Consider the following 23871-nt stretch of genomic DNA (forward strand, 5'->3'; position numbering starts at 1 on the left):
CGGTCTTGTCAATTCCGCCTAGGCTGGTGCGGGGGAAGGGATCGATGAAGACCCAAAGGGCAAATTCGCGCGACAAGATACTCGCCGCCGCCGCCGATGTCGCACGCGAGACCGGTCCCGGCAGCCTGTCGCTTGACGCCGTCGCCAGCCGCGCCGGCGTGTCGAAAGGCGGCCTGTTATATAACTTTCCGACCAAGGCCAAACTGATGCAGGGCCTGGTGGAGAATTACCTGCGCGCGTTCGAGCTGGCGCTGGAATCGGGCCGTGTCGCCGGCGCCAGCGGCGAGAGCCTGCTCGCCACCTATATCCGGCTCTCGGCGGATGATTGTGAGGAGCCGAAGCCGACGGCTTCGTGGATATTCTCGGCGATCGCCGAGGATCCGGATTTCCTGACGCCGATAAAAGCCTTCAAGTCACAGCTGCTGCAGCGGCTGAAGAGCGAGACGCCGGACCTCAAGACGCTGCTGGTCTGCTTTCTGGCCATCGAAGGGCTGCGCAGCATGAACCTCTTCGATTCCGACGTGCTGTCCGCCGACGAACGCCACTTGCTGGTATCGGCCCTACTGGAGATTGCGGGATAGCTTAGGGCGTCGCGGTCGAAGAAGCGATACGGGCCGGGCGGAAAGGACGGTTAGTGAGCGGCATGGCATAGGCACGCATCACGACATCGGCGATTTCAAGCTACAGCCCCCTGATTCGTTGGATCGATGCTTCAGGAATGACTGCGCGAATGCGCGGCCGACTATGTTGCGCCGCACCATAACACTGCCGTGCCAGCCTTGACGTGTCAGCCTTGAGACGGCGCTCGGCGAGGCCGGCAAAGCGCGTTTTAGGGCTGTGATGGCGCCGGCATATGGTTATGGCATTGTCATGTTGCGGCGCACAAACTATGTGCCTTTGTAGTCCTCCTAACAGTCGCGAGATCTCCATGGGTTCCCTTTCTTCGAAGAATGCGCTCGTCACCGGATCGACCAGCGGCATTGGCCTGGCCATTGCCCGCGCCCTTGCCGCGAGGGCTCCAACGTCACGATCAACGGCCTTGGCGAAGCCGCGGCGATCGAACAGGAGCGCGCCGGCATCGAGAAGGATTTCGGCGTCCAGTGCCGCTACTCCGGCGCCAACATGATGGACGGCGCAGCGGTGACCGCCATGGTGCGCGAAGCCGAGCAGGCCTTAGGCAGCCTCGACATTCTGGTCAACAATGCCGGGATACAGCATGTCGCGCCAATCGAGGAGTTTCCCGACGACAAGTGGGAAGCCATCATCCGCATCAATCTGCTTGCCGCCTTTTACGCGATCAAGGCCGTGGTGCCCGGCATGAAGGCGCGCAAATGGGGCCGCATCATCAACACCGCGTCGGCGCATGCACTGGTCGCCTCGCCGTTCAAGTCGGCTTACGTCTCGGCCAAGCACGGCATAGCGGGTCTGACCAAGACGGTAGCGCTGGAAGTCGCGCAGGACGGCATCACCGTCAACGCCATCGCGCCCGGCTATGTCTGGACGTCACTGGTCGAAAGGCAGATCCCCGACACGATGAAGGCGCGCGGCATGACCGAGGAACAGGTCAAGCGCGACGTGCTCCTGGCGGCACAGCCGACGAAGCAATTCGTCACCGTGGAGGAGCTCGCCGCGCTGACGCTGTTTCTGTGCTCGGACTCGGCCAGGCAGATTACCGGCACGACTTTGCCTATGGATGGCGGCTGGACGGCGCAGTAGGCGCGGTCCCCCGGCGCCGCTCTTTCCTTGACAAAGACGAAGGATCAATCCAGCATTGTGGCAAGGGGTTCCTTCGCGACGACCCCGTGAGGCGTCAGCCCAATGATCGCGTCCAAACTCTCACTCTGGAGGTGGACGCCATGCCGTCAACAACCGCAATCACCGTAGCGCAGCTTTCCCGCCTTGTCGGTCTGTCCGACGCGCCTGTTCTTGTCGATGTCCGCATCGACGAAGACTACGACGCCGATCCGCGGCTGCTTCCGGCCTCGTGCCGGCGCGACTTCAAGTCTGTTTCGAGCTGGGCGGCCGAGTTCACGGGGGCTCATGCTGTCGTCATCTGCCAGAAGGGGCTGAAGCTCTCGCAAGGCGTTGCCGCATGGCTGCGCCATGAGGGCATTGCTGCCGAATCCCTTGAAGGCGGCTTCGAGGCGTGGCAGGCGGCCAAGGGACTTCTGGTCAAGGCCGACAAGATACCGCCCCGCGACGACAAGGGCCGCACGGTCTGGGTGACGCGTGCCCGCCCCAAGGTCGACCGCATCGCCTGTCCCTGGCTGATCCGCCGCTTCGTCGATCCCTCGGCGGTGTTCCTGTTTGTCGAGCCGTCTGAAGTGCTGGCGGCCGCCGATCGGTTTGGGGCGGTTGCCTTCGACATCGACGACGTGTTCTGGAGCCATCGCGGCGAGCGCTGCACCTTCGACACGATGATCGAAGAGTTCGGGTTGCGGTCCGAAGCGCTCGATCGCCTTGCGCTGATCGTGCGTGCAGCCGATACGGCGCGCCTCGATCTCGTACCGCAGGCGGCCGGGTTCCTCGCTGCATCGCTCGGGCTGTCGCGCATGTTCCGCGACGATCTCGAACAGCTTGATGCCGGCATGCTGCTCTACGATGCGTTCTTCAGATGGTGCCGCGATGCCACTGACGAAACCCACAATTGGCCCAGCGCGGGCAAAGCGCCATGAGCGCCCTCGCCGCGGACGACGATGCACAGGCTACCGAGGCTCCGGTCGTCCCGACCTTCCGCCAAGCCGCGAAACTGTGGGCAAGGATCGGCCTGCTCTCCTTCGGCGGGCCGGCCGGACAGATCGCGCTGATGCACAAGGAATTGGTCGAGGATCGCCGCTGGATCGGCGAGCAGCGGTTCCTGCATGCGCTCAACTACTGCATGCTTCTGCCAGGCCCCGAGGCACAGCAGCTCGCCATCTATATCGGCTGGCTGCTGCACCGGACCGCCGGCGGCCTCGTCGCCGGCATCCTGTTCGTGCTGCCCGGTGCGTTTGTCATGCTGGGCCTCAGCATCTTCTACGTGCTTTACAATGATGCGCCTGTCATCGAGGCGCTGTTTTTCGGCATCAAGGCGGCGGTGCTGGCCGTCGTCGTCGAGGCGGTCCTCCGCATCGGCAAACGGGCGCTCAAGAACCGGGTGATGGTGGCGATCGCGGTGGCCGCGTTCCTTGCCATTTATGTCATCAGGCTGCCGTTTCCGCTGATCATCCTGGTTGCAGGGCTGACCGGCTGGATCGGCAACCGCTTGGCACCGGCGCGTTTTTCCGGAGCCGCACGCGGCAAGGACAATTTGCCCGATGTCAGGGGCGCCGTCGACGTCATGTTCGAACGCGGCGACCTCGCTCACACCAAGCCGACGAAATGGCACGCGCCGCGCACCATCGCGATCTGGCTGCCGATCTGGCTCGGGCCGGTCGTACTGATCCTGGCGCTGACCGGCCCTGCCAGTGTTTGGGCACAGCTTGGCGGCTTCTTCAGCCTGATGGCGGTGGTCACATTCGGCGGCGCCTACGCTGCGCTCTCCTATGTCGCGCAGGCAGCGGTGACCTCGTTCGGCTGGCTGGCGCCGGGTGAAATGGTCGATGGGCTTGGTCTGGCCGAGACGACGCCGGGACCATTGATCCTGGTGCTGCAGTTCGTCGGCTTCGTCGCCGCCTATCGTCACGCCGGTGCGATGGGACCGCTTGTGGCCGGATCGCTCGGCGCATTGCTGACGCTCTGGGTGACGTTCGTGCCGTGCTTCTTCTGGATCTTTCTGGGTGCCCCCTACATCGAGGCGCTGCGCGGCAACAAGGCGCTGTCGGCGGCGCTGAGTGCGATCACGGCGGCTGTGGTCGGCGTGGTGATGAACCTTGCGCTGTGGTTCGCACTGCATGTCGTCTTCGGCGCGTTGCACCGTTTTGGTCTTGGGATGGAGCTACCGGTGCTGTCGTCGCTGGATTGGCGCGCCGCGCTGCTGGCGGCGGCCGCCATGGTCGCCATGCTGAAACTGAGGATCGGCATGCTGCCGACATTGGCCGGCTCGGCGCTGGCCGGACTGGCGCTGCTGGCCTTGCCTGCGTAGCGTCCGAAGGCGCGACCAGCCATTATCACAGCCGGATTTTTGAGGTATGCCGGGCCGGCGCACAACGGTCGCGGGCGCTGGTAGGATCAGCGCCGGCCCCGGAGATACGCTTTACGTCGAACCCGATACCGCCAAGCTGAACCTGCTCGACGCGGAGAGCGGCGCGCTGGCGAACTGATTTGACGAGGTTGGCCGAGCTGTTCAAAGTCGATCCTGGATCGCACAACGGGATATGACATGGTGGATTCCGATCGGATCGACAAGCTGATCGCAGGGGTGCCCCCCGCCTTGGCGCTTCGTGCCGGGCTGGACCTTGGCATCTTCACCCGGCTCGGCGGCGATGCTGCGACTGCCGACAGCCTTGGGGCAGCGCTCAAAGTCGAGCCCGCTCGTCTGTCGCGGCTCCTCTACGCGCTCGCCAGCATCGGTCTCCTCGACGTCGAGGATGGTCAGTTTCGCAACGGAGCCGAAGCGTCGAAGTTTCTCGACGCGTCCAAGTCGACCTATCGCGGCGGCGATCATGTGCTGCTGCGCGAACTCTGGGGAGCCGACCTTTTGACCGCAGAGTCGCTGCGGCAGAACCGGCCGGCCGCGCTGCACGACTTTTCTGAAGCGGGGCCAGAATCCGCAGCGGCCTTCAGCCGCATGCTCGCACCGGGAGGGGTGATTTTCGGCCGGAATCTGGCCCGTGAGCTGGACCTCTCGGCGGTCCGTTCGGTGATCGACATCGGCGGCGGCGCCGGGACCATTCTGGTCGGACTTCGCGAGCGATGGCCGCATATTGCGGCGACTTTGATGGAACTCCCGACGGTCGCAGCGGTCGCACCAGCGATCCTGTCGGAATACGGTGCCGGCGATGTGGTTGTCGAAGAAGGCGACATAACGGTCGCGCCATCGACCGGCCGGCATGACTTGGCAATCCTGAAGGCCGTCGTCCAGGTCCTGCCGCCGGACCAGGCGCGCAGTTCGATCCTGAACGCGGCGCGTTGCCTCACCCAAGGAGGCGAGATCGCAATTGCGGGGTGGGGTGTCGTCGATGACGACCGTCTCGGCCCGCCTGAGGGTGTCTTTCTCAATCTCACCTTCCTGAACCTTTACCGCGCAGGCGAATCGTACACGGAAGGTCAGTATCGCGGGTGGATGGCCGGGGCTGGGTTCCGGGATATCTCCAGGTCGCAGCTGACCGACGGCACCACGTTGTTTCGTGGGCGCCTCACGGACTGATCGTGGCTGGAGTGGTTGGTTTCGGGCGTGTGTGGCCCTCAGAGCCAGCCCCGGACGGATTGCACAAAGTTCCTGAGGCGGCGTGAGCCGATCTTTCCCCTTACCGGCAGCGCGGTGTCCCCTGTCTTCTCGATAGCTTCTTCGCAGAGGGGGCATTTAAATGTCACTTGGTCGACAACAAAGTTCGGGATAGCGGCATATTTCGCATTCGTCGATTGGGGCGGAACCTCCGACAGGATGTTGCGCGGTCGCTGCAACTTGCGCCTAGCTAGCCCGTTCGACTACGTCGAATCGGAATGGAGTTTTTAGACATTCGTTTATCTATTCGTGGTTTCTAATACATATGGCATCCAACGCGTTCACCCGGATTTGGTTTGCTTTGAGCCGCCTAAGGCGCGCCACGAACGGTAACGTTGCCGTCATCGTTGCCTTCACCTTGCCGGTCGTGGTTGGCGGCGCCGGCCTCGGTGTGGAGACATCCTTCTGGTATTACAGCAGCCTCAAGCTGCAGGCCGTTGCCGATGCCGCGGCCTATGCCGGCGCGCTCGAGAAAGTCGCGGGTTCCGATAACCCGACCATCATCGCCGCCGCCACGCAGTCCGCGACCTCGAACAATTTTGCCACGCCGGGCACGATCCAGGTCAACACGCCGCCATTGTCCGGCCCGAACACCGCGAAGAAGGCAGTGGAGGTCATCGTCAAGCAGAACCTCGACCGCTACTTCACGGCGATTTTCAACCAGGCGCCCGTTGCCGAACAGGCAAGGGCGGTGGCGCTGATCAATGACGCCTCCAAAGCTTGCGTGCTGGCGCTCAGTCCGTCGGCCTCCCAGGCTGCGCTCTTTTCCGGCAACACCACCGTCAACCTCACCGGCTGTTCGGTCATGTCGGACTCGATTGCCTCGGACGCCATAAAGACGCAGGGCTCGGCGGTGCTCAAGGCCGACTGCCTGATCACGGTCGGCGGCATGGTGCTGAACAATCCAGCGACCACAGTCTGCAAGTCCAACATCACCCGAGCCTTGCCGGCAGCCGATCCTTTCTCCGGCTTGGCGACGCCGACAGCCGGCAACCCTTGCAAGAATGTCAACGGCAACAAGACGTCGCAAACACTCCAGCCTGGCACCTACTGTAGCGGCATGAGCCTCAGCGGCAACGTCACCCTGCAGCCCGGCGTCTACGTCGTGCAGGGCGGTATGAAGGTCAACGCCAACGCGGTCGTCGCCGGCAGCGGGGTAACCATCTTCATGGCAGGCAGCAACACCGTCAGCATGAACGGCAACGCCAAGGTGACGCTGAGCGCGCCTACCTCCGGAGCCTATTCCGGCGTGCTGTTCTACGGCGACAGGACCGGGACTGCGGCACAGAGCACCTTCAACGGCACAGCGGACTCGCTTTTGACCGGCGCCATCTATTTTCCCAGGCAGCAGGTCAACTACCTTGGCAACTTCTCGGGGAACGGTGGCTGCACTCAGGTCGTCGCCGACACCATCCAGTGGTCAGGCAGTACGACGATCAAGCAGAACTGCAAAGGCCTCGGGATGGACGACATTCCGGCGGCACTGTCCGTTCAGCTTGTCGAGTAGCGGGATGGGTGGGCGGACCTTGCGCATTGTCCGGGACAAATCCGGGATAGCCGCCGTGGAGTTTGCCATGTTGCTGCCCGTCCTGTGCTTGGTCTGCCTCGGCATCGCCGATGGCTGGTCCTACGTGACGAGTTACCTGCAGATGCGCGCGGGCGTCAAAACCGCGGCCAATCTCGTGATGGCCGGCGCGTCCAATGACACCGGGACGCAGGCGGTCGCGCTTTCGAGCTGGAACGACAAGCCCGAGGACGCCGCGGTCGTGCTGGTCCGCTCCTATTTGTGCGGCGCCACGGTCGTGGATGAGACCACCATCTGCGGCGGAAAGAAAATCTTCGTCCAGATAACGGCGACGGGCACCTGGGTGCCCCCGTTTAACTTCGGTGTCTTCCCGGACCCGCGCGCGATCAGTCATCAGCAGGTGATCCGTGTCCGCTGAAAGGATCGGATCCAGGTGGCGCCGTGACTGCTCCGGCGCAGCCGGGCTGGAATTCGCTTTGATCGCGCCTTTCCTGGTGATGCTTTTGTTCGGAATCTTCGCCTTCGGCTGGGCCATGAATGCCGTGTCGACCGTCCGCTATACACTGGAAACCTCTTCCCGGGCGCTGCAGCTGAACAACACGCTTTCGCAGAGCGACATCCAGGCCATCGCCACGCAGAAATTGGTGAACCTGGGTCTGAAGAACGTCATTGTGACGATCGCGACCGACCCTGCCAGCGGCGGTTTCAAGATGGCGCATCTGACCGCCAGCTATGCCTTCGTCATCGCTTTCCCGTATTTCGACCAGTATCCGATAAATTACGCCACGACCGTCACGGTGCCCCTGGTTGCCAGCTAGGATACGGCCGGCTTCGTTGAGTTGGCGGCGCCGAACTCAGACCGTAACGGATCGACTGGGAACCATCGCTCGATCTGGAATTGTACTTGCAAGAGGTCGATTCTCTTCGCGGCTGTAGATGCTTAAAGCTCGCTCCTGAGACCTCAGGGATGGACTTTTTCTATGGAACTAAAGTCAGGCTGCTTGCTTGGTCGCGTCCGTGAAAATCACCGAAAACCAGTCCATCAGTGCTGCAACATGCCGACAGGCTATCTCAGTCACCAAGCCTTTGATCTTGCTGGTGATCCCGACAGGAATCGAACCTGTGACCTACAGATTAGGAATCTGCCGCTCTATCCTACTGAGCTACGGGACCACGCGGCCCGACACATAGCCGCTTCCGATCGTTTCGCCAAGAGGCTCGCCGAAGGCAATGAAGAGGCCGGCCGAAGGCTAATCGGCCGGCCTTTCGTCGGGGCAGGTCAGGCTGCCAGCGCCGTTTCGGCCAGTTTCACCCAGTAGCTCATGCCGTGCGGTATGACTTCGTCGTTGAAGTCGTAGGCCGGATGATGGAGGCCGGCGGTCTCGCCATTGCCGATGAAGATGAAGGCGCCAGGGCGGGCTTCCAGCATGTAGGAGAAGTCTTCGCCGCCCATCACCGGCTGGATGGCGCGGTGGACCTGGGTGTCGCCGGCGACATTTGCCGCGACATCGCCGGCAAAGACCGTTTCTTCCGGATGATTGAAGGTCACGGGATAGTTGGCGTCATAGTCGACAGTGATCGTCGCGCCGAAGGCGGTGGCTATTCCTTCGCAGATGGTGCGGATGCGCTCTTCCGATTTCTTGGCGATCTCTTTCTTCAGTGTGCGCACCGTGCCGGCAATCTCGGCGGTCTCGGGAATGACGTTATAGGCGTCGCCGGCGTGGAACTTCGTCACCGAAACCACCACGGCCTCGACCGGATCGGTGCTGCGCGAAGCGACCGTCTGCAGGGCGCCGACCAGCTGGCTGGTGATGACGATCGGGTCGATCGTGCCGTGCGGCATCGCCGCATGGCCGCCGCGGCCCTTGACCGTGATGGTGAACTCGGCGGTCGCCGCCATGATGGGACCCGGCCGGATGGCGAACTGGCCCACCGGCAGGCCCGGCATGTTGTGCATGCCAAAGACGCGCGAAATGTCGAAACGCTCCATCATGCCGTCCTTGACCATCTCGTTGCCGCCGCCGCCGCCCTCTTCGGCCGGCTGGAAGATAACCGCGACCGAACCGGCGAAATTGCGCGTTTCGGTCAGATATTTGGCGGCGCCCAAAAGCATCGCCGTATGGCCGTCATGGCCGCAGGCATGCATTTTGCCAGGAATGGTCGAGGCATAGGGCTTGCCGGTGATCTCGTTGATCGGCAGCGCGTCCATGTCGGCGCGCAAGCCGATGGTCGCGCCTTGCCCCTTGCGGCCATGGATGATGCCGACGACGCCGGTCTTGCCGAGGCCCGTCACCACGTCGTCGCAGCCGAATTCCTTCAGCTTCTCGGTGACGAAGGCGGCGGTCTTGAAGACATCGAAATTCAGTTCTGGCGTCTGGTGCAGATGGCGTCGCCAGCCGGCAACTTCATCCTGCATCTCGGCGGCGCGGTTGAGAATCGGCATAATGGTTCCATCTCGCTGTTGGAGCAGACGATCTGGCCTGCTTGATTGCAATTGTGATTGCCATGCTTGTTGCCATCTTGGCACTTTGCCATCTTGGCGTCACATAGGGTAAATAGCACCCCAGACAATGTGATCCGGAAATTGAGGGCCGGATCAGGTCATGCTGGCCATCGCGTAACGAAATCTTACGGAGCCAGGGGCGACTACGGCAAGAGGCGATTTCGGATTCCATGATGCGGCACAGCCATATCCTCAAATTACTGCTAACGGGCGGCTTGGCGCTACCCATGCTGGCTGGGCCAGCTTTGGCCAATCCGGTGATCCTGTTCGACCTCAACAGCGGCAAGGTTCTGCAGCACCAGGACGCATTCAAGCGCTGGTATCCCGCTTCGCTGAGCAAGCTGATGACCGCCTATGTCACCTTCCGGGCGATTGCCGCCGGCGAGGTCCAGCTCGATTCACCGATCAAGGTGACCAAGCATTCGGCGGGCGAACCGCCGAGCAAGATGGGCTTCAAGCCGGGCTCGGTGATGCGGCTCGACAATGCGTTGAAGATGATGCTGGTCAAATCGGCCAACGATATCGCCATGGCCATCGGCGAAAACATAGGCGGCTCGCAGGCCGGATTCGCCGTTCGCATGAATGCGGAGGCGGCGCGGCTCGGCATGACCGGATCACATTTCGTCAATCCGAACGGACTGTTTTCGCCGGAGCAGTATACGACGGCGCGCGATCTTGCCCTGCTGGTGATGGCGATCCGCAAGGAATTCCCGCAATACGCCCCCTGGTTCTCGATCGAAGGCCTTGCCGTCGGCAAGAAGGCGATCTCCAACTACAATCTCTTGATCGGGCGCTATCCCGGCGCCGACGGCATGAAAACCGGGTTCGTCTGTCCCTCGGGCTTCAACATGATCGGCTCGGCGACACGCAATGGCCGCACGCTGGTCGCGGTCGTGCTCGGCGAAAAATCGGCGATCAGCCGTGCCGAGACCGCCGCCAGGCTGCTCGACCAGGGCTTTGCCACGCCCGACCCGAACTGGCTCACGGTCGCGGCCATGCCTTCCTATGGCGATACAATGTCACCCAACGACATGCATGATGAGATCTGCAGGAAGAAGGCGCCGCACGAGCAGTCCGAGGCGGCTCCGCCGGTGGCCGCGAAGGGTGCCGACGTGCCGAAATCGCCCTATCAGGAAAAGCTCGACCACGTGCCGACGCTGGTTGCCGTGGGCCTCGGCGGCGCCACCGGGCCGGCGCCGAAGGCGATGCTCGACCAGGGCGGCCAGGAATACGCCGATGTGCCGCTGCCGAGCTGGCGGCCAGACATTCCGGCGCCAAAGGGCGCCGAACCGGCCGTGGTGGGCCAGGCAACCGCGGTGCAGGGCGACCAGCTGGTCAAAGCCGCGAACTAGGCGATGGCTGGCTTTCCGATACCCGTCACGGTGGTCACCGGCTTCCTCGGCGCCGGCAAGACGACATTGCTCAACCGGCTGCTCAAAGATCCGGCACTGGTCGACACGGCCGTCATCATCAACGAATTCGGTGAGGTGGCGATCGACCACCTGCTGGTCGAGCAGGCCTCGGACGGCATCATCCAGTTGTCCGACGGCTGTCTGTGCTGCACGGTGCGCGGCGAACTGGTCGATACGCTGGCTGACCTCGTCGACCGGCTGCAGACCGGCCGTATCGCCCGCCTTGCCCGCGTCGTCGTCGAAACCACCGGGCTCGCCGATCCGGCGCCGGTGCTGCAGTCTATCATGGCGCATCCCGCCCTTGTGCAGGCCTTCCGACTTGATGGCGTCATCACGCTGGTCGACGCGGTCAACGGCAATGCGACGCTCGACGGCCATGTCGAGGCGGTCAAGCAGGTGGCGGTCGCCGATCGCATCGTGCTGACCAAGGTCGATCTGGCCAGCGATCCCGGCGACGTCGATGCTTTGCGAACGCGACTCCATCAGCTCAATCCAGGCGCCGTGGTGCTGGAGGCCGGCGACGGCCGAACCGGCGTCACGGCGCTGTTCGATTGCGGCCTCTACAATCCGGCGACCAAATCCGCCGATGTCCGGCGCTGGCTCGGCGAAGAAGCCGCCCATGAGCACCACCATCATCATGATCACGGCGAACATGAGCACCACCACCGCCACGATTCCCGCGTGCGCTCCTACTCGCTGGTCCATGACGGCCCGGTGCCGTTTTCGGCGATCGAGATGTTCCTCGACCTGCTGCGTTCTGCGCATGGCGACAAGCTTTTGCGGATGAAGGGCGTCATCGAGCTTGCGGAGGACCCGTCGCGGCCGCTTGTCGTCCACGGGGTGCAGAAGATCCTGCATCCGCCGGCGCGGCTGCTGGCCTGGCCGGACGGCCAACGCGGCACCAGGCTGGTGCTGATCACGCTCGATATGCCGGAAGATTATGTGCGCCGGCTGTTTTCCGCCTTCACCAACCGGCCGTCGATCGACACGCCGGATCGCGCGGCGCTGGAGAGCAATCCGCTGGCGATAGCCGGGGGCTGATTGTCAGGCTCGCTATGCGCCGCGTTCGACCAGGAAGCGGTGGCCGCCGCTGACGGCTGATGTTTCAACAAGCTGGTGGCCAGCGTCGGCGCAAAAGGCGGGGATGTCGATGACCGCCAGTGGGTCGGTGGTCTCCAGCCAAAGCCGGCTGCCCGGCTGCATTGCCGCCAGGCGTTTTTTCGCCTTGAGAACGGGCAGGGGGCAGTTCAGGCCCTTGAGGTCATAGATCGCGGTGTGATTTGTTTGTTTGTCTTCATGCATGTCTTTGTCCCAAAACCGCTGCGCACTTTTGGGCGACATGCATCGGCAAGGCGAAAAACCTCAGCCGCCGAACATGCCTAGCAGCTTGTTCTTGATCTTCGACATCCGGCTTTCGTCCGCCGGCGGTTCTGCAGGCGCCGCCTCGACGCTCGCAGTGGCGACCGGCTGCTGGGGGGCCTGCTTGGCTGCTTCCTTTTCGGCCAGCGCTTGGGCCTTTGCGGCTTGCTTTTCAGCCAGTGCCTGGGCCTTGGCGGCTTTCGCAGCCTCGATGGCAGCAACCCGCTGTTCCTCGGCCTTGCGCTTGGCTTCCTTCTCTGCGTCCAGCGCCGCCATCTTGCGGCCGGCGGGCGAATCGATGCGGCCCATGCGCGCCGTCTCGGTCAGCGTGCCGTCGGAATTCAGCGACGGCGGTTCGATCGGCACGCGCTCGCCCCGGGCGCGGCGCTTCGACCATTCGGAAACGATGGCGGCTTCCTTGATGCCGGCAATGGTCGGCTTGGGCGCCGGCACGCTGGCTTTGACCGCGCCGGTGAAGGCCGCGTCATAGCTGCTTTGATAGGCGTTGAGTGCGCTCTTCAGCGAATCCGGCTGCGTGGTCGCCGGGCAGGCGCCGGTCGGATCGAATGTCGTGCCCTCGGGCGCCACCTGGTTGAAGACATAGCGCTTGTCGCAGACATCGACTTTCGGCGGCACCTTGGTGATCTCGAAATTGTCGTAACCGACCTTCAGCATCTTCCAGAACTCATAGTTCGGGTCGTTGCGGTAACGCGCCATGTTGGCGGCGGTCATGCGGAATGGGAAAGCCTGGATCTGGAACTCGGTCTGGCCGCCCTGGAAGGCATCGCGACCAAAAGCGTAGATCTGCTCGATCTGCGGATCGGTCATCGAATAACAGCCCGACGACGAGCAGGCGCCGTGCACCATCAGATTGGCGCCGGTGCGGCCATTGGCACGGTCATAGGCGTTGGGATAGCCGATGTTGAAGGACAGGTGATAGTTCGAGCGCGGATTCATCTGCGACGGGCGGACCGTATAGAAACCTTCCGGCGCCTGGCGGTCGCCCTCGGTGTATTTCGGGCCGAGCTTGCCCGACCATTTGCAGATGTCGTAGCTGGCGACCATCTCGTAGCGGCCGGTGGTCTTGGCCTTCCAGATTTCGAGCTTGCCTTCTTCCTTGAAGATGCGAGCCATCACCGACGAGGTGCGGATCATGCCCTTGGCCTTCATGTCGGCCAGGATCTTGTCCGGCAGCGGCTTGCTGGCTTCCGGCGCAAAATTCTTCATAGAGGAATCGTTGCAGCCGGCAACGCCAAGCGCGGCGATCAGAAGTGCGGTGCGGGCAAGCTTGGCAAACATGGATACGGCTATGTCTTTTTCTCGCGTCACGGGCCGGATAGCGCCCGGTCCTGTATGCTGAACACTGACGGACACCCTAAGCCCGTTAACCTTGAAAATTCCTTACCGCAAGCGTCGGACGGCGTCCCCCACGGCAATTCGCCCGGTGTCACGGATTTTTTATTGAGCCGAATGCGGCGGCATTTTTATGGCGAAATTGCTCCTTGACGCCACATTGCGGTGCGTTGCCCGCCGAAATCAGAGGCTGCGGCCCATCGCCAGGTATTTTTCGCGGCGCTGCTCGCGAAAATCGGTATTGGCGCCGGCAAATTCCTTCATCGTCTTGGCAATGAGGTCGCCGGTGGCGGCGATCACCGTTTCGGGCGCGCGCTGGGCGCCGCCGAGCGGCTCGGCAATGATGGCGTCGATGATCTTCATTTCCAGAAGGTCCTGGGCGGTGATCTTCATGTTGGTCGCCGCATCCTTCGAGCGCGTGGTGTCGCGCCACAGGATCGAGGCAGCGCCTTCCGGCGAGATCACCGAATAGATGGCGTGTTCCAGCATGTAGACGCGGTTGGCGGTGGCGATCGCAATGGCGCCGCCCGAACCGCCTTCGCCGATGACGACCGAAATCGATGGCACTTTGAGGCCGAGGCAGGCCGAGGTTGAACGGGCGATGGCTTCAGCCTGGCCGCGTTCCTCGGCGCCAACGCCGGGGTAGGCGCCGGCGGTGTCGACCAGCGTCAGAAGTGGAATCTGGAAGCGGTCGGCAAGTTCCATCAGCCGCACGGCCTTACGGTAGCCTTCAGGGCGCACCGAGCCGAAATTGTGCTTGAGCCGGCTCGCCGTGTCGGAGCCCTTTTCCTGGCCGATGACGGCCACCGGTTCGCCGCGGAATCGGGCGAAGCCGCCGATGATCGCCTGGTCCTCGCCGAAATTGCGGTCGCCGGCGAGCGGCGTGAAATCGCTGAACAGACCCTTGATGTAGTCGAGGCAATGCGGCCTGTCGGTGTGGCGCGCGACCTGCACCTTCTGCCACGGCGTCAGCGCCTTGTAGATGTCGCGCAGCGCGTCGCGCACGCGCTTCTCGAGCCGGCTGATTTCGTCGCCGACATCGACCGCCTCGCCATTCTCGGCAAGCTTCTTCAGCTCGAGGATCTTGAGTTCAAGGTCCTGCACCGGCTTTTCGAAATCGAGGTAATTGTACATTCTTGAGCGGACCGATGCGTCGGAAGGCAAACATCGCGCAGATGTAGGCTCCGCGCGGGCACGTTGCCCTCACATAGCGATATGAGGCCTAGTCGGCAAGCGGATGATGATCGTTGACCAGCCGCACCAACCGCTCTTCCAGCACATGCGTGTAAATCTGCGTGGTCGAGATATCGGCGTGGCCGAGCAGCTGCTGCACCGCCCTGAGATCGGCGCCGTTCTGCAGGAGATGGCTGGCGAAAGCATGGCGCAGCACATGCGGCGAAATTTTCGCCGCCGATATGCCGGCCCGCGCGGCAAGGCCTTTGAGGTCGCGGGCAAAGACCTGCCGGGAGAGAAAGCCGCTGTCGCCGGCGGCCGGGAACAGAAACGGGCTGTCGGCGAAAGCCGGCACCGACGCCCGGGCCGTGAGCCATGCCCGCATCGCCATGCGGGCCTTGGCCGACAGCGGCACCATGCGCTCCTTGTCGCCCTTGCCGCGCACCATGAAGAAGCGGTCGTCGCGCTGCGCGACGGTCACCGGCAGGCCGACAAGTTCGGAGACGCGCAGGCCGGTGGCATAGAGCACCTCGACCAAAGCGTGCAGGCGCAGTGCCGCCACCCGGTCGCCATTGACGCCATCGCCTGTCTCAAGCGCCGCACGGTCGAGCAGCCGACCGGTATCGGCCTCGCTCATCGTCTTGGGCAGCGGCCGGCCCTTTTTCGGACTGTCCAGCGTGCCGGTCGGGTCGTCGCCGCGCAAGCCCTCGGCGTAGAGAAACTTGAAGAACTGGCGGATCGCCGACAGTTTGCGCGCCTGCGACGTCGACGCAAAGCCGCGCGCCGCGATATCGTCGAGATAGGCGCGGATGTCGGCTGCGGCGGCAGCGGCAAGCCCGCCGGCAATCTGCTGCGAAGCGTCTTCGAGATCACGGCGGTAGGAAGACAGCGTGTTTGCAGCGGCACCGCGTTCGGCGCTCATCATCTCGAGAAAGGCTTCGATGCGAGCCGCGCTGTTCATGTTCCAGGGGTCAGTTTGGGTCAGTTTTTCTTGGGGTTCAGCTTTTCCGGTGGGATGCGCACGGTGATTTCGGCTTTTTTCGGCTCGACGAACATCGCCAGCGCCACCATCGTACCATAGGCAATGCCGGCAAGAATCATCATCGTCACGACAAAGCGGAACAGTGTCGGCATCAATCTTCGCCCGTCTTCTTGCTCTGCGATTCCAAGCCCGTGTCCTTATGGGACGCTAATTCCGTCAATTCAAGGACGAAGGGCTCTGCGTGCGAAAGGCGCTATGCTTGACGCAAACGGGCTTTTGATGTCGATACGCCGGCAAAGACGGCTTAGAAACAGCATGGTCTCATGAACGCGTTACCAGCAAATCCTCCCGGCGATAGCCATGCCGCGCTGCTCGACAGGCTGGGCAGCCGCTCGATCGTCTTTGTCGGCCTGATGGGCGCCGGCAAGACGGCGATCGGCCGCAAGGTGGCGACGATGCTGTCGCTGCCCTTCGTCGACAGCGACCAGGAGATCGAAACCGTGTCGCGCATGACGGTGCCGGAACTGTTCGAACGTTATGGCGAGACCGAATTCCGGGCATTGGAGCAGCGCGTCATCCTGCGCGTGCTGGAGAGTGGGCCGCAGGTGCTGTCGACCGGCGGCGGCGCGTTCATGAATGCGCAGACGCGGGAAGCGATCGCCGGGCATGGCGTGTCGGTGTGGCTGAAGGCCGAGATCGACCTGTTGATGGAACGCGTGTCCAAGAAGCAGAACCGGCCGTTGCTCAAAAGCGCCGATCCGCGCGCCGTGCTCGAGCGGCTGATGGGCGAGCGCTACCCGGTCTATGCCACGTCCAACATCACGGTGCCGACACGCGACGACCGCAAGGAGGTCATTGCGACCGAGGTTGTCGACGCGCTGTGCGGGCATTTCGGCATTCCGGCTCCGACTGCGCCGGGCGAGGTGCGGCTGTGAGCGAACCGGTCACTGTCGAGGTCGGCCTTGGCGAGCGTGCCTATGACATCCTGATCGGCCCCGGCCTTTTGGCGCGCGCCGGCGCCGAGATTTCGCGCCGCCTGCCCGGCACGAGAGCGGCGGTGGTCACCGACGACAATGTCGCGGCGGCACATCTCGACGCGCTGAAGGCCGGTCTGGAAACAGGCGGCATCCAGCCTGCCGTCATCACTTTGCCGGCCGGCGAAAAGACCAAGAGCTTTGCCCATCTCGAAGAGGTGGTCGACGGCGTGCTCGCCGCCAAGCTGGAGCGCGGCGATGTCGTCATTGCGCTCGGCGGTGGCGTCATCGGCGACCTCACCGGCTTTGCCGCCGGCATCGTGCGCCGCGGCATGAATTTCGTCCAGATTCCAACCTCGCTGCTGGCGCAGGTCGATTCCTCGGTCGGCGGGAAAACCGGCATCAACAGTCCGCGCGGCAAGAATCTGGTCGGTGTCTTCCACCAGCCGAAACTGGTGCTGGCCGACACCGAAGTGCTCGACACGCTGCCGATCCGCGAATTTCGCGCCGGCTATGCCGAGCTTGCCAAATACGGGTTGATCGACCGACCGGCGTTTTTCGCCTGGCTGGAAGCGAACTGGGAAAAGGTGTTCGCTGGCGGACCGGAGCGGACCGAGGCCATTGCCGAGGCGTGCCGCGCCAAGGCCGATGTCGTCGCCCGCGACGAGTTCGAAACCGGCGACCGCGCACTGCTCAATCTTGGCCACACATTCGGCCATGCGCTGGAAGGCGCCACACAGTATGACGGCGCCCGCCTCGTCCATGGCGAAGGCGTCGCCATCGGCATGGCGCTGGCGCACCGCTTTTCCGCAAGGCTCAATCTGGCCAGCCCGGACGACGCGGCGCGGGTCGAGGCGCATCTTCGCGCCGTCGGTCTACCCTGGCGGATGGCCGACATCCCTGGTGAGTTGCCCGATGCCGAGGCGCTTCTTGGCTTCATCACCCAGGACAAGAAAGTGTCGCGCGGCGCGCTGACCTTCATCCTGACGCGCGGCGTTGGCCAGGCTTTTATTGCCAAGGATGTACCGGCGTCGGAAGTGCTTTCGTTCCTCAGCGAAAACCACCCGGGCCAGGAAGGCCGGCCGCGATGATCAACGAGCCCGGCTGGACCGTCGTCGCCGTCCTTGCCATCCTCATCCTGCTTGTCCTGGCCGTGCGCACGCGCCTGCTTGCCATGTTCGGCTATGAGTTGTCGCGCATCGAGCCGCAGCGCTCGACCCAGGACGAGTTGCGCGGCGCGGTCGACGATTTCCGCCGCGACGGCCAGATGGTGCGTGAGGACCGCGACCGTGTCGGCGGGCTGTTCGATCTCGCCGAGCTCGAAGTCTCCGACATCATGGTCCACCGCACCAATATGCGCTCGGTCAATGCCGACAATGGGCCGGAAGCCGTGGTGCGCGAGATCCTGCAGAGCCCGCACACCCGCATGCCGTTGTGGAAAGGCTCTCTCGACAACATTGTCGGCGTGCTGCACGCCAAGGACCTGCTGCGAGCGCTGAACGAGGTCGGCAACGACTTTTCCCGGATCGACGTGATGAAGATCGCGTCGAAGCCTTGGTTCGTGCCCGACACCACCACGCTGCAGGAACAGCTCAACGCCTTCCTGCGTGCCAAGGCGCATTTCGCTATCGTCGTCGACGAATATGGCGAGGTCGAAGGGCTGGTGACGCTGGAGGACATTATCGAGGAGATCGTTGGCGAGATCGCCGACGAGCACGATGTCGACATTCAGGGCGTCAAGCAGGAGGCGGACGGTTCCGTGGTCGTCGACGGCACCGTGCCGATCCGCGATCTCAACCGGGCGCTCGACTGGAACCTGCCTGACGAGGAAGCGACCACCATTGCCGGCCTGGTCATCCACGAGACGCAGTCGATCCCCGAGGAAAAGCAGGCTTTCACCTTCCACGGCAAGCGCTTCGTGGTGATGAAGCGCGACAAAAACCGGATCGCCAGAATCAGGATCAGGCCGGCGGGCGAATCTTAAAGGTACCGAGCAGGCCCGCCACATGACGCTCTTTGCCGAGCTTATGCCGCGATCTGGCTCGTAGACCGTTCGTGGATGGTCGCACCGGTTTGAGCGTCAACTGCGACCAGGCTGACCTCGTAGCCCCAGAGGCTGCGGACATGGCGCAGCGTCGCGTCACGGCTGGCCCCTTCGAGCACAACACCATCCTTTACCCTGTGTTGCAGTCGCAACTGCCGGTCGCCGAGCAGGTCGACATCAATCACCTGGATGTCCGGCCGATTCGCTCCAAGGTCGTAACCGTGGGCTAGCTCGGCCCGTATCTTGTGATAGCCACGTTCGTTGTGGATCGAGGCGACTTCGAAATGCGGTTGGTCGGCTCCATCGCCAAGCACGAAGAACCGCCATTTTCGGATCAAGCTCGGGCTGAGGTACTGGCGGATAAAGGATTCGTCGCGGTGGTTGGCCCAGGCCTCAAGCAGGACCTCGCGCCAGTTGCCATGTCCTGCAATGTCCGGGAACCAGTCGCGGTCCTCCGCCGTCGGCTCGGTCGAAATGCGCTGTATGTCCTGCATCATGTCGAGGCCGAGGGCATAGGGATTGATGCCTGAAAACCGGGGATCGTCAAAGGCCGGCTGGAAGATCACGTTCGAATGGTTGCGCAGGATTTCGAGCATGGCACCTTCGCCGATCCGGCCGCGATCGAATAGCATGTTCATGAGCGTATAATGCACGAAGGTGGCGCAGCCTTCATTCATGACTTGAGTCTGTCGCTGCGGGTAGAAATATTGCGCGATGACGCGGACGATCCTGATGATCTCGCGCTGCCAGGGTTCCAGGATCAGGCTGTTCTTCTCGAGGAAATAAAGGAGGTTTTCCTCGGGAAGGTTGAGCGATCTCTTGCGCTCCGCCATCCCTTGATCCTCATTGCCGGACTTGTTTTTGTTCTGCGACGGCGGCAGCGTGCGCCACAGATCGTTGTAGGAGCGCTCTTCGTATTCGAGGCGCTCGCGAAGCCCTTCGCGCTGTCGCTCCGACGAGAGCTTTGGCGGCCGGTGGTAGCGGAACACCCCTTGTTCCATCAGCGCATGGGCGGAATCGAGAATAGCCTCCACTGCTGCAAGGCCGTGCCGCTCCTCGCACCGGGCGATGTAGCCCTTGGCGAAGTCCAGATAACCCAGGATTGCCCCGGCGTCGGTCCATTGCTGAAACAGATGATTGTTCTTGAAGAAATGATTGTGGCCAAGCGCCGCGTGGGCCGTCACAAGGGCCTGCAAGGCCATGGTGTTTTCCTCCATGAGGTAGACGATGCAGGGATTGGAGTTGATGACCAGTTCATAGGCCAGCCCCCGACCACCCTTACGGTAAAGAAGCTCCTGGTGAAGGAAATGTTTGCCGAACGACCAATGCCGATACATCAGTGGCATGCCGATAGATGAGTAGGCGTCGAGCATCTGCTGGGAGGAGATTATCTCCATCTGGACCGGGTAAGTATCGAGATGCAACTCGTCGACCGCGATCGCCTCGATCTCTTCAAAAGCCCGCGATAATTTCTCGAAATTCCAGTCGGAACCGGAAAACAACAAATTCGTTTCGTTGGCTCGCCTGACCATCTCTCTCTCTCAAGCGCTCTTGATGGCCACCGGCTGCCTGGCGAAGAGCCGGTGGAAGACCGGGTAAATATCCGCGGGAGCAGCGATGCGGCTCATCTGGAAGTTGGGCCATTTCAGCTCGATCGTACTGTAGGCGCGCCAAAGCGACGTCCCGTTTTCGGTAGCACCGAATATGTGGCTCTCGCGTTCGTCGATGATCTCGACATAGGCGAAATACTGGCACAGGCGCATGAGCTTGCCGTTCATGAGCTCTATGCATCGCTCGGAATCGGTGGTGAAATTGTCCCCGTCAGAGGCCTGCGCGGCGTAAATGTTCCACTCGCTGGCAGGATAGCGCTGGCCGATAATGCGGTGCATTTCGTCGAGCGCGGTGGAGACGATCGTACCGCCGCTCTGCGTGTTGTAGAAGAACGTGTCCTCATCCACTTCGTGCGCCTCATGGGTATGGCGGATGAAAACGATCTCCGTGCGTTCGTAGCGCCGTTTCAAGAACAGGTGCAGCAGCACGAAGAAGCGTTTGGCCAAGTCCTTTTCGCGTTGGCCCATCGATCCGGACACGTCCATAAGGCAGAACATGACGGCATTGGCATTCGGCACCGGCCGGGCGTCGAAGCGGTTGAATCGGATATCGACCGGATCGACAAAGGCAATTCGCCTGCGCCGTCGCTCCAGCCGGTCAAGCTCGTCGCGTAATTCCGCGATGCGCTGGCGCACCGCCGCGCCGGCCGGGGCCGACTCAAGCGTGACGATTTCCCGGAGGATCGCCTCCAGTTCCTGCTGCGTGGGGCGCCTCAGCGCAATGCGCCGGCCTAGGCTGTTGCGCATCGTGCGGCCGGCATTGATGTTGGTCGGGGAACCAGTTGCCGCGAAGCCGGCCCGGCGCGGCTTGAAGGCAAGGATTTCCTTGAGATTGAGCTTAACCAGGTCGGGCAGTTCGAGATCCTCAAAAAAGAGTTCGAGCACCTCCTCGCGTGACAGCACGAAACGAAAATCGTCTTCCGACGCCGTGTTTCCTGGCGACGACGCCGCGCCGCCCCCATGCGGCTTCGGGAGCAGGTCTCCAGGGGAAAAATGCCTGTTGCCCGGAAGGATGTGTCGGCGCCGTCCGCTGGCCCTGTCATCGTTGAAGCTCGGCTCGGCCGTTTTCCTTTCAGGCATGGGCACGGCGTGCTCGGTATCCACGTCGGCGATCCTGCCAGTGCGGATTTGATCGCGAATGCTCCGCTTCAACTCCTCGCGAGCACGCCTGAGGAAGCGCTGTCGATTGCCAAGGCTCTTGTCCTTGGGGTTCAGGCGACGGTCGATGAAGATCGGCATGGAACCATCCGGCTCTGTCAACCCGCCTTGTTCACCCGCATGTACCAGTCCACCAGCCGGCGTACCTGCCGTTCTGTGTAGCCACGCTCGATCATGCGCTGTACGAATTCGTTATGGCGCTTTTCCGTAACGCTGTCTTGCTTGGAGCCGAAGCTGATCACCGGCAAGAGGTCCTCGACCTGTCCGAACATCCGCTTCTCGATGACCTCGCGCAGTTTTTCATAGCTGGTCCATGACGGGTTGCGGCCGTGGTTTCTTGCGCGAGCGCGCAGAGTGAACTTCACCACCTCGTTACGGAAGTCCTTGGGATTGGCGATGCCTGCCGGTTTCTCGACCTGCGAAAGTTCGTTGTCCAGGATCTCCCGGTTGAGGATCTGGCCGGTGTCGGGGTCCTTGTAGTCCTGGTCCTCAATCCAGGCATCCGCATAGGCGATGTAGCGGTCGAAGAGGTTCTGGCCGTATTCGCTATAGGACTCCAGATAGGCCTTCTGGATTTCGTGGCCGATAAACTCGGCGTAGCGCGCCGCAAGCTCCGACTTGATGAATTCAAGATAGGCCGCTTCCGTTTCCTTCGGGAACTGCTCCCGCTTGATCGCCTCCTCCAGAATGTACATCAGATGCACAGGATCGGCGGCCACCTCCTCATTATCGAAGTTGAATGTCTGCGAAAGGATCTTAAAGGCAAAGCGCGTGCTGACGCCCGTCATGCCTTCATCGACGCCGGCGGCGTCGCGATACTCTTGGACCGACTTTGCCCTGGGATCGACTTCCTTCAGATTTTCGCCGTCATAGGCGCGCATCTTGGTGTAGAGCGGCGAGTTGTCGTGCTCGGCCAAGCGCGTCGAAACTGCAAAGCGGCTGAGGATGTCCAAAACTTCAGGGGCACAGGGGCTGGCGGCCAACTCGCTCTCACGCAGCAATTTCTCATAGATCTGCCTCTCTTCGGTGATCCGCAGGCAATAGGGTACCTTGACCACCAGGATGCGATCGAGAAACGCCTCATTGTTCTTGTTGCTCTTGAACTGTTGCCATTCCGACTCGTTGGAATGGGCGACGATGATCCCCTGGTAGGGAAAGGCGCCGAAATTTTCAGTGCCGTTGTAGCTGCCTTCCTGTGTCGCGGTCAGCAGCGGATGCAGAACCTTGATGGGTGCCTTGAACATCTCGACGAATTCAAGCAGACCTTGCGTGGTCCGGTTCAGGCCACCGCTATAGGAATAGGCATCGGGGTCGGACTGGCTAAAATTTTCCAATTGCCTGATGTCGACCTTGCCGACCAGGGCCGAGACATCCTGATTGTTCTCATCGCCAGGTTCGGTCTTGGCAATGCCGATCTGGCGCAGCCGCGAAGGCATCAGCTTGACGACGCTGAATTTGGAAATGTCGCCAGACAATTCGTCGAGGCGCTTGGCCGCCCATGGCGAAATCAATCCGTTCAGCCGGCGCCGGGCTATGCCGTATTTATCCTCTAGCAGATCACCCATGTGATCGGGATGGAACAGCCCAAGCGGCGACTCGAAAACCGGGCTGATCTGGTTGCCGACCTTCAGCGTGTAGATCGGGCGCTGCTCCATCAGTTTCTTCAGGCGCTCGGCCAGAGAGGATTTGCCGCCGCCGACCGGGCCGAGGAGATAGAGGATCTGCTTGCGTTCTTCGAGCCCCTGCGAGGCATAGCGGAAATACCCGGCTATGCGCTCGATCGTATCCTCCATTCCATAGAAGTCGGAAAAATGAGGGTAGACCTTGAGGGTCCGATTCGCGAAAATGCGGCCGAGCCGCTCGTCTTTGCTGGTGTCAACCAGTTTTGGTTCGCCGATTGCGTCGACCATCCTTTCGGGAGCCGAAGCGTACATCGATTTGTCTTCCCGACAGGCAAGAAGATACTGTTGGATGCTGACCTCTTCGTCCGCCGCATTGGCATAAATTTCCGAAAAAAGATCGAAGACGTCGGATTGGGTTGCACGCATGATGTTCTGCCCTCGGAGCCGATCTGGATTCCAATCGCCTCATCACCTTCAACTGTCGGAAAGCATTGTTGGTTCCCTTCACATGAAGGAGAGTGGCTGCAATCCGGGTAGAAGGCTTGGGAGGAAACATTCGGAGTGGCTGGAATGGCGGGTTGCCCGGTGCTGCGGCGCTGATGGGCGGCGTTGTCGCCGGCCAGCTATCTCGATGGACACAAGCATCCGCCGACCTTCATCGCCTATTCGCGCGCCGAAGGCCGCGACGACCAATCGAAGGCTTTGCCAAACGCCTGCGCGCCATCGGCACTGAAGTGACGCTGTTCGACGGCAACGCCTACACGCATATGTCGATCAATCACGACTTCGGC

22 protein-coding genes, 1 tRNA gene and 1 pseudogene are annotated in these 23871 nt (G+C 62.2%); 14 read left to right on the plus strand and 10 right to left on the minus strand.

The features are described 5' to 3' along the window. Nucleotides 1-44: 44 nt before the first annotated feature. The 8 genes and pseudogenes from NLY33_RS08905 to NLY33_RS08940 all read left to right on the plus strand — a co-directional run bounded on the left by NLY33_RS08905 (nucleotide 45) and on the right by NLY33_RS08940 (nucleotide 7708). Nucleotides 45-581 (plus strand): TetR/AcrR family transcriptional regulator, encoded by a 537-nt coding sequence (locus NLY33_RS08905; protein WP_023670057.1) that lies wholly within the window; start codon nucleotides 45-47, stop codon nucleotides 579-581. A 347-nt stretch (nucleotides 582-928) separates the two neighbouring features. Further along, nucleotides 929-1716 (plus strand): annotated as a pseudogene (locus NLY33_RS08910) (3-hydroxybutyrate dehydrogenase). Nucleotides 1717-1856: 140 nt separating this feature from the next. After that, a complete protein-coding gene (locus NLY33_RS08915) occupies nucleotides 1857-2675 on the plus strand; it encodes a chromate resistance protein ChrB domain-containing protein (protein WP_023670055.1) in 819 nt (272 codons plus the stop codon). Next, complete coding sequence (chrA, locus tag NLY33_RS08920; RefSeq protein WP_023690134.1) at nucleotides 2672-4063, plus strand: chromate efflux transporter; 1392 nt, start codon at nucleotides 2672-2674, stop codon at nucleotides 4061-4063. The genes NLY33_RS08915 and chrA overlap by 4 nt, the downstream gene beginning before the upstream one ends. 237 nt (nucleotides 4064-4300) lie before the next feature. Continuing rightward, on the plus strand, nucleotides 4301-5287 hold the full coding sequence (locus NLY33_RS08925) for a methyltransferase (RefSeq protein WP_023706313.1): 987 nt from the start codon (nucleotides 4301-4303) through the stop codon (nucleotides 5285-5287). A 379-nt stretch (nucleotides 5288-5666) separates the two neighbouring features. After that, complete coding sequence (locus tag NLY33_RS08930; RefSeq protein ID WP_348524259.1) at nucleotides 5667-6872, plus strand: pilus assembly protein TadG-related protein; 1206 nt, start codon at nucleotides 5667-5669, stop codon at nucleotides 6870-6872. A gap of 4 nt (nucleotides 6873-6876) precedes the next feature. After that, nucleotides 6877-7308 (plus strand): TadE/TadG family type IV pilus assembly protein, encoded by a 432-nt coding sequence (locus tag NLY33_RS08935; protein WP_023690708.1) that lies wholly within the window; start codon nucleotides 6877-6879, stop codon nucleotides 7306-7308. Further along, a complete protein-coding gene (locus tag NLY33_RS08940; protein ID WP_023708223.1) occupies nucleotides 7298-7708 on the plus strand; it encodes a TadE/TadG family type IV pilus assembly protein in 411 nt (136 codons plus the stop codon). The genes NLY33_RS08935 and NLY33_RS08940 overlap by 11 nt, the downstream gene beginning before the upstream one ends. A gap of 278 nt (nucleotides 7709-7986) precedes the next feature. Here NLY33_RS08940 and NLY33_RS08945 read toward each other — a convergent pair. Both NLY33_RS08945 and NLY33_RS08950 read right to left on the minus strand, forming a co-directional pair. Continuing rightward, a tRNA-Arg gene (locus NLY33_RS08945) sits at nucleotides 7987-8063 on the minus strand. Nucleotides 8064-8169: 106 nt separating this feature from the next. Beyond that, nucleotides 8170-9333 (minus strand): M20 aminoacylase family protein, encoded by a 1164-nt coding sequence (locus NLY33_RS08950; protein WP_023685374.1) that lies wholly within the window; start codon nucleotides 9331-9333, stop codon nucleotides 8170-8172. Between the two features lie 233 nt (nucleotides 9334-9566). On the opposite strand from NLY33_RS08950, the gene NLY33_RS08955 reads away from it, so the two are divergent. Both NLY33_RS08955 and NLY33_RS08960 read left to right on the plus strand, forming a co-directional pair. Continuing rightward, nucleotides 9567-10745, plus strand: a complete 1179-nt coding sequence (locus tag NLY33_RS08955) for a D-alanyl-D-alanine carboxypeptidase family protein (RefSeq protein ID WP_023670661.1) — start codon at nucleotides 9567-9569, stop codon at nucleotides 10743-10745. A 3-nt stretch (nucleotides 10746-10748) separates the two neighbouring features. Beyond that, nucleotides 10749-11846, plus strand: coding sequence for a CobW family GTP-binding protein (locus NLY33_RS08960; protein ID WP_023706315.1), 1098 nt, complete (start codon nucleotides 10749-10751; stop codon nucleotides 11844-11846). 12 nt (nucleotides 11847-11858) lie between these two features. Here the strand turns inward: NLY33_RS08960 and NLY33_RS08965 are convergent, their stop codons facing one another. The 5 genes from NLY33_RS08965 to NLY33_RS08985 all read right to left on the minus strand — a co-directional run bounded on the left by NLY33_RS08965 (nucleotide 11859) and on the right by NLY33_RS08985 (nucleotide 15824). After that, a complete protein-coding gene (locus NLY33_RS08965; RefSeq protein WP_027050749.1) occupies nucleotides 11859-12107 on the minus strand; it encodes a sulfurtransferase TusA family protein in 249 nt (82 codons plus the stop codon). Between the two features lie 60 nt (nucleotides 12108-12167). Next, nucleotides 12168-13463, minus strand: coding sequence for a L,D-transpeptidase family protein (locus NLY33_RS08970; protein ID WP_023706316.1), 1296 nt, complete (start codon nucleotides 13461-13463; stop codon nucleotides 12168-12170). A 237-nt stretch (nucleotides 13464-13700) separates the two neighbouring features. Further along, entirely contained in the window at nucleotides 13701-14651 is a 951-nt protein-coding gene (locus tag NLY33_RS08975; protein WP_023670665.1) for an acetyl-CoA carboxylase carboxyltransferase subunit alpha, read from the minus strand. An 88-nt stretch (nucleotides 14652-14739) separates the two neighbouring features. Then, nucleotides 14740-15651, minus strand: a complete 912-nt coding sequence (locus NLY33_RS08980; RefSeq protein WP_286439652.1) for a site-specific tyrosine recombinase XerD — start codon at nucleotides 15649-15651, stop codon at nucleotides 14740-14742. A 20-nt stretch (nucleotides 15652-15671) separates the two neighbouring features. Further along, nucleotides 15672-15824: a hypothetical protein gene (locus NLY33_RS08985; protein ID WP_023670666.1), complete on the minus strand. Its 153-nt coding sequence runs from the start codon at nucleotides 15822-15824 to the stop codon at nucleotides 15672-15674. 171 nt (nucleotides 15825-15995) lie between these two features. Here NLY33_RS08985 and NLY33_RS08990 point away from each other — a divergent pair, with 171 nt between their 5' ends. The 3 genes from NLY33_RS08990 to NLY33_RS09000 are packed head-to-tail and all read left to right on the plus strand — an operon-like array spanning nucleotide 15996 to nucleotide 18630. Next, entirely contained in the window at nucleotides 15996-16607 is a 612-nt protein-coding gene (locus NLY33_RS08990) for a shikimate kinase (protein WP_023670667.1), read from the plus strand. Continuing rightward, nucleotides 16604-17737, plus strand: coding sequence for a 3-dehydroquinate synthase (gene aroB / locus NLY33_RS08995; RefSeq protein ID WP_023706317.1), 1134 nt, complete (start codon nucleotides 16604-16606; stop codon nucleotides 17735-17737). Before NLY33_RS08990 ends, aroB begins: the two co-directional genes overlap by 4 nt. Beyond that, nucleotides 17734-18630: an HlyC/CorC family transporter gene (locus tag NLY33_RS09000; RefSeq protein ID WP_023670669.1), complete on the plus strand. Its 897-nt coding sequence runs from the start codon at nucleotides 17734-17736 to the stop codon at nucleotides 18628-18630. Before aroB ends, NLY33_RS09000 begins: the two co-directional genes overlap by 4 nt. A gap of 41 nt (nucleotides 18631-18671) precedes the next feature. On the opposite strand, the gene NLY33_RS09005 is transcribed toward NLY33_RS09000, so the two are convergent. Genes NLY33_RS09005 through NLY33_RS09015 form a run of 3 tightly spaced genes read right to left on the minus strand, consistent with a single transcriptional unit; the run spans nucleotide 18672 to nucleotide 23506 of the window. Beyond that, on the minus strand, nucleotides 18672-20222 hold the full coding sequence (locus NLY33_RS09005; protein ID WP_023685369.1) for a SpoVR family protein: 1551 nt from the start codon (nucleotides 20220-20222) through the stop codon (nucleotides 18672-18674). Between the two features lie 9 nt (nucleotides 20223-20231). Then, nucleotides 20232-21539 carry a YeaH/YhbH family protein gene (locus NLY33_RS09010; protein ID WP_023685368.1) on the minus strand — a complete coding sequence of 436 codons (1308 nt, stop codon included), beginning with the start codon at nucleotides 21537-21539 and terminating at the stop codon, nucleotides 20232-20234. 17 nt (nucleotides 21540-21556) lie between these two features. Further along, nucleotides 21557-23506, minus strand: a complete 1950-nt coding sequence (locus NLY33_RS09015; RefSeq protein ID WP_023685367.1) for a PrkA family serine protein kinase — start codon at nucleotides 23504-23506, stop codon at nucleotides 21557-21559. A gap of 183 nt (nucleotides 23507-23689) precedes the next feature. Here NLY33_RS09015 and NLY33_RS09020 point away from each other — a divergent pair, with 183 nt between their 5' ends. Beyond that, nucleotides 23690-23818 (plus strand): hypothetical protein, encoded by a 129-nt coding sequence (locus NLY33_RS09020; protein WP_023670673.1) that lies wholly within the window; start codon nucleotides 23690-23692, stop codon nucleotides 23816-23818. Nucleotides 23819-23871 lie beyond the last annotated feature (53 nt).

The organism is Mesorhizobium sp. C432A, assembly GCF_030323145.1.
Classification (GTDB): Bacteria; Pseudomonadota; Alphaproteobacteria; order Rhizobiales; family Rhizobiaceae; genus Mesorhizobium.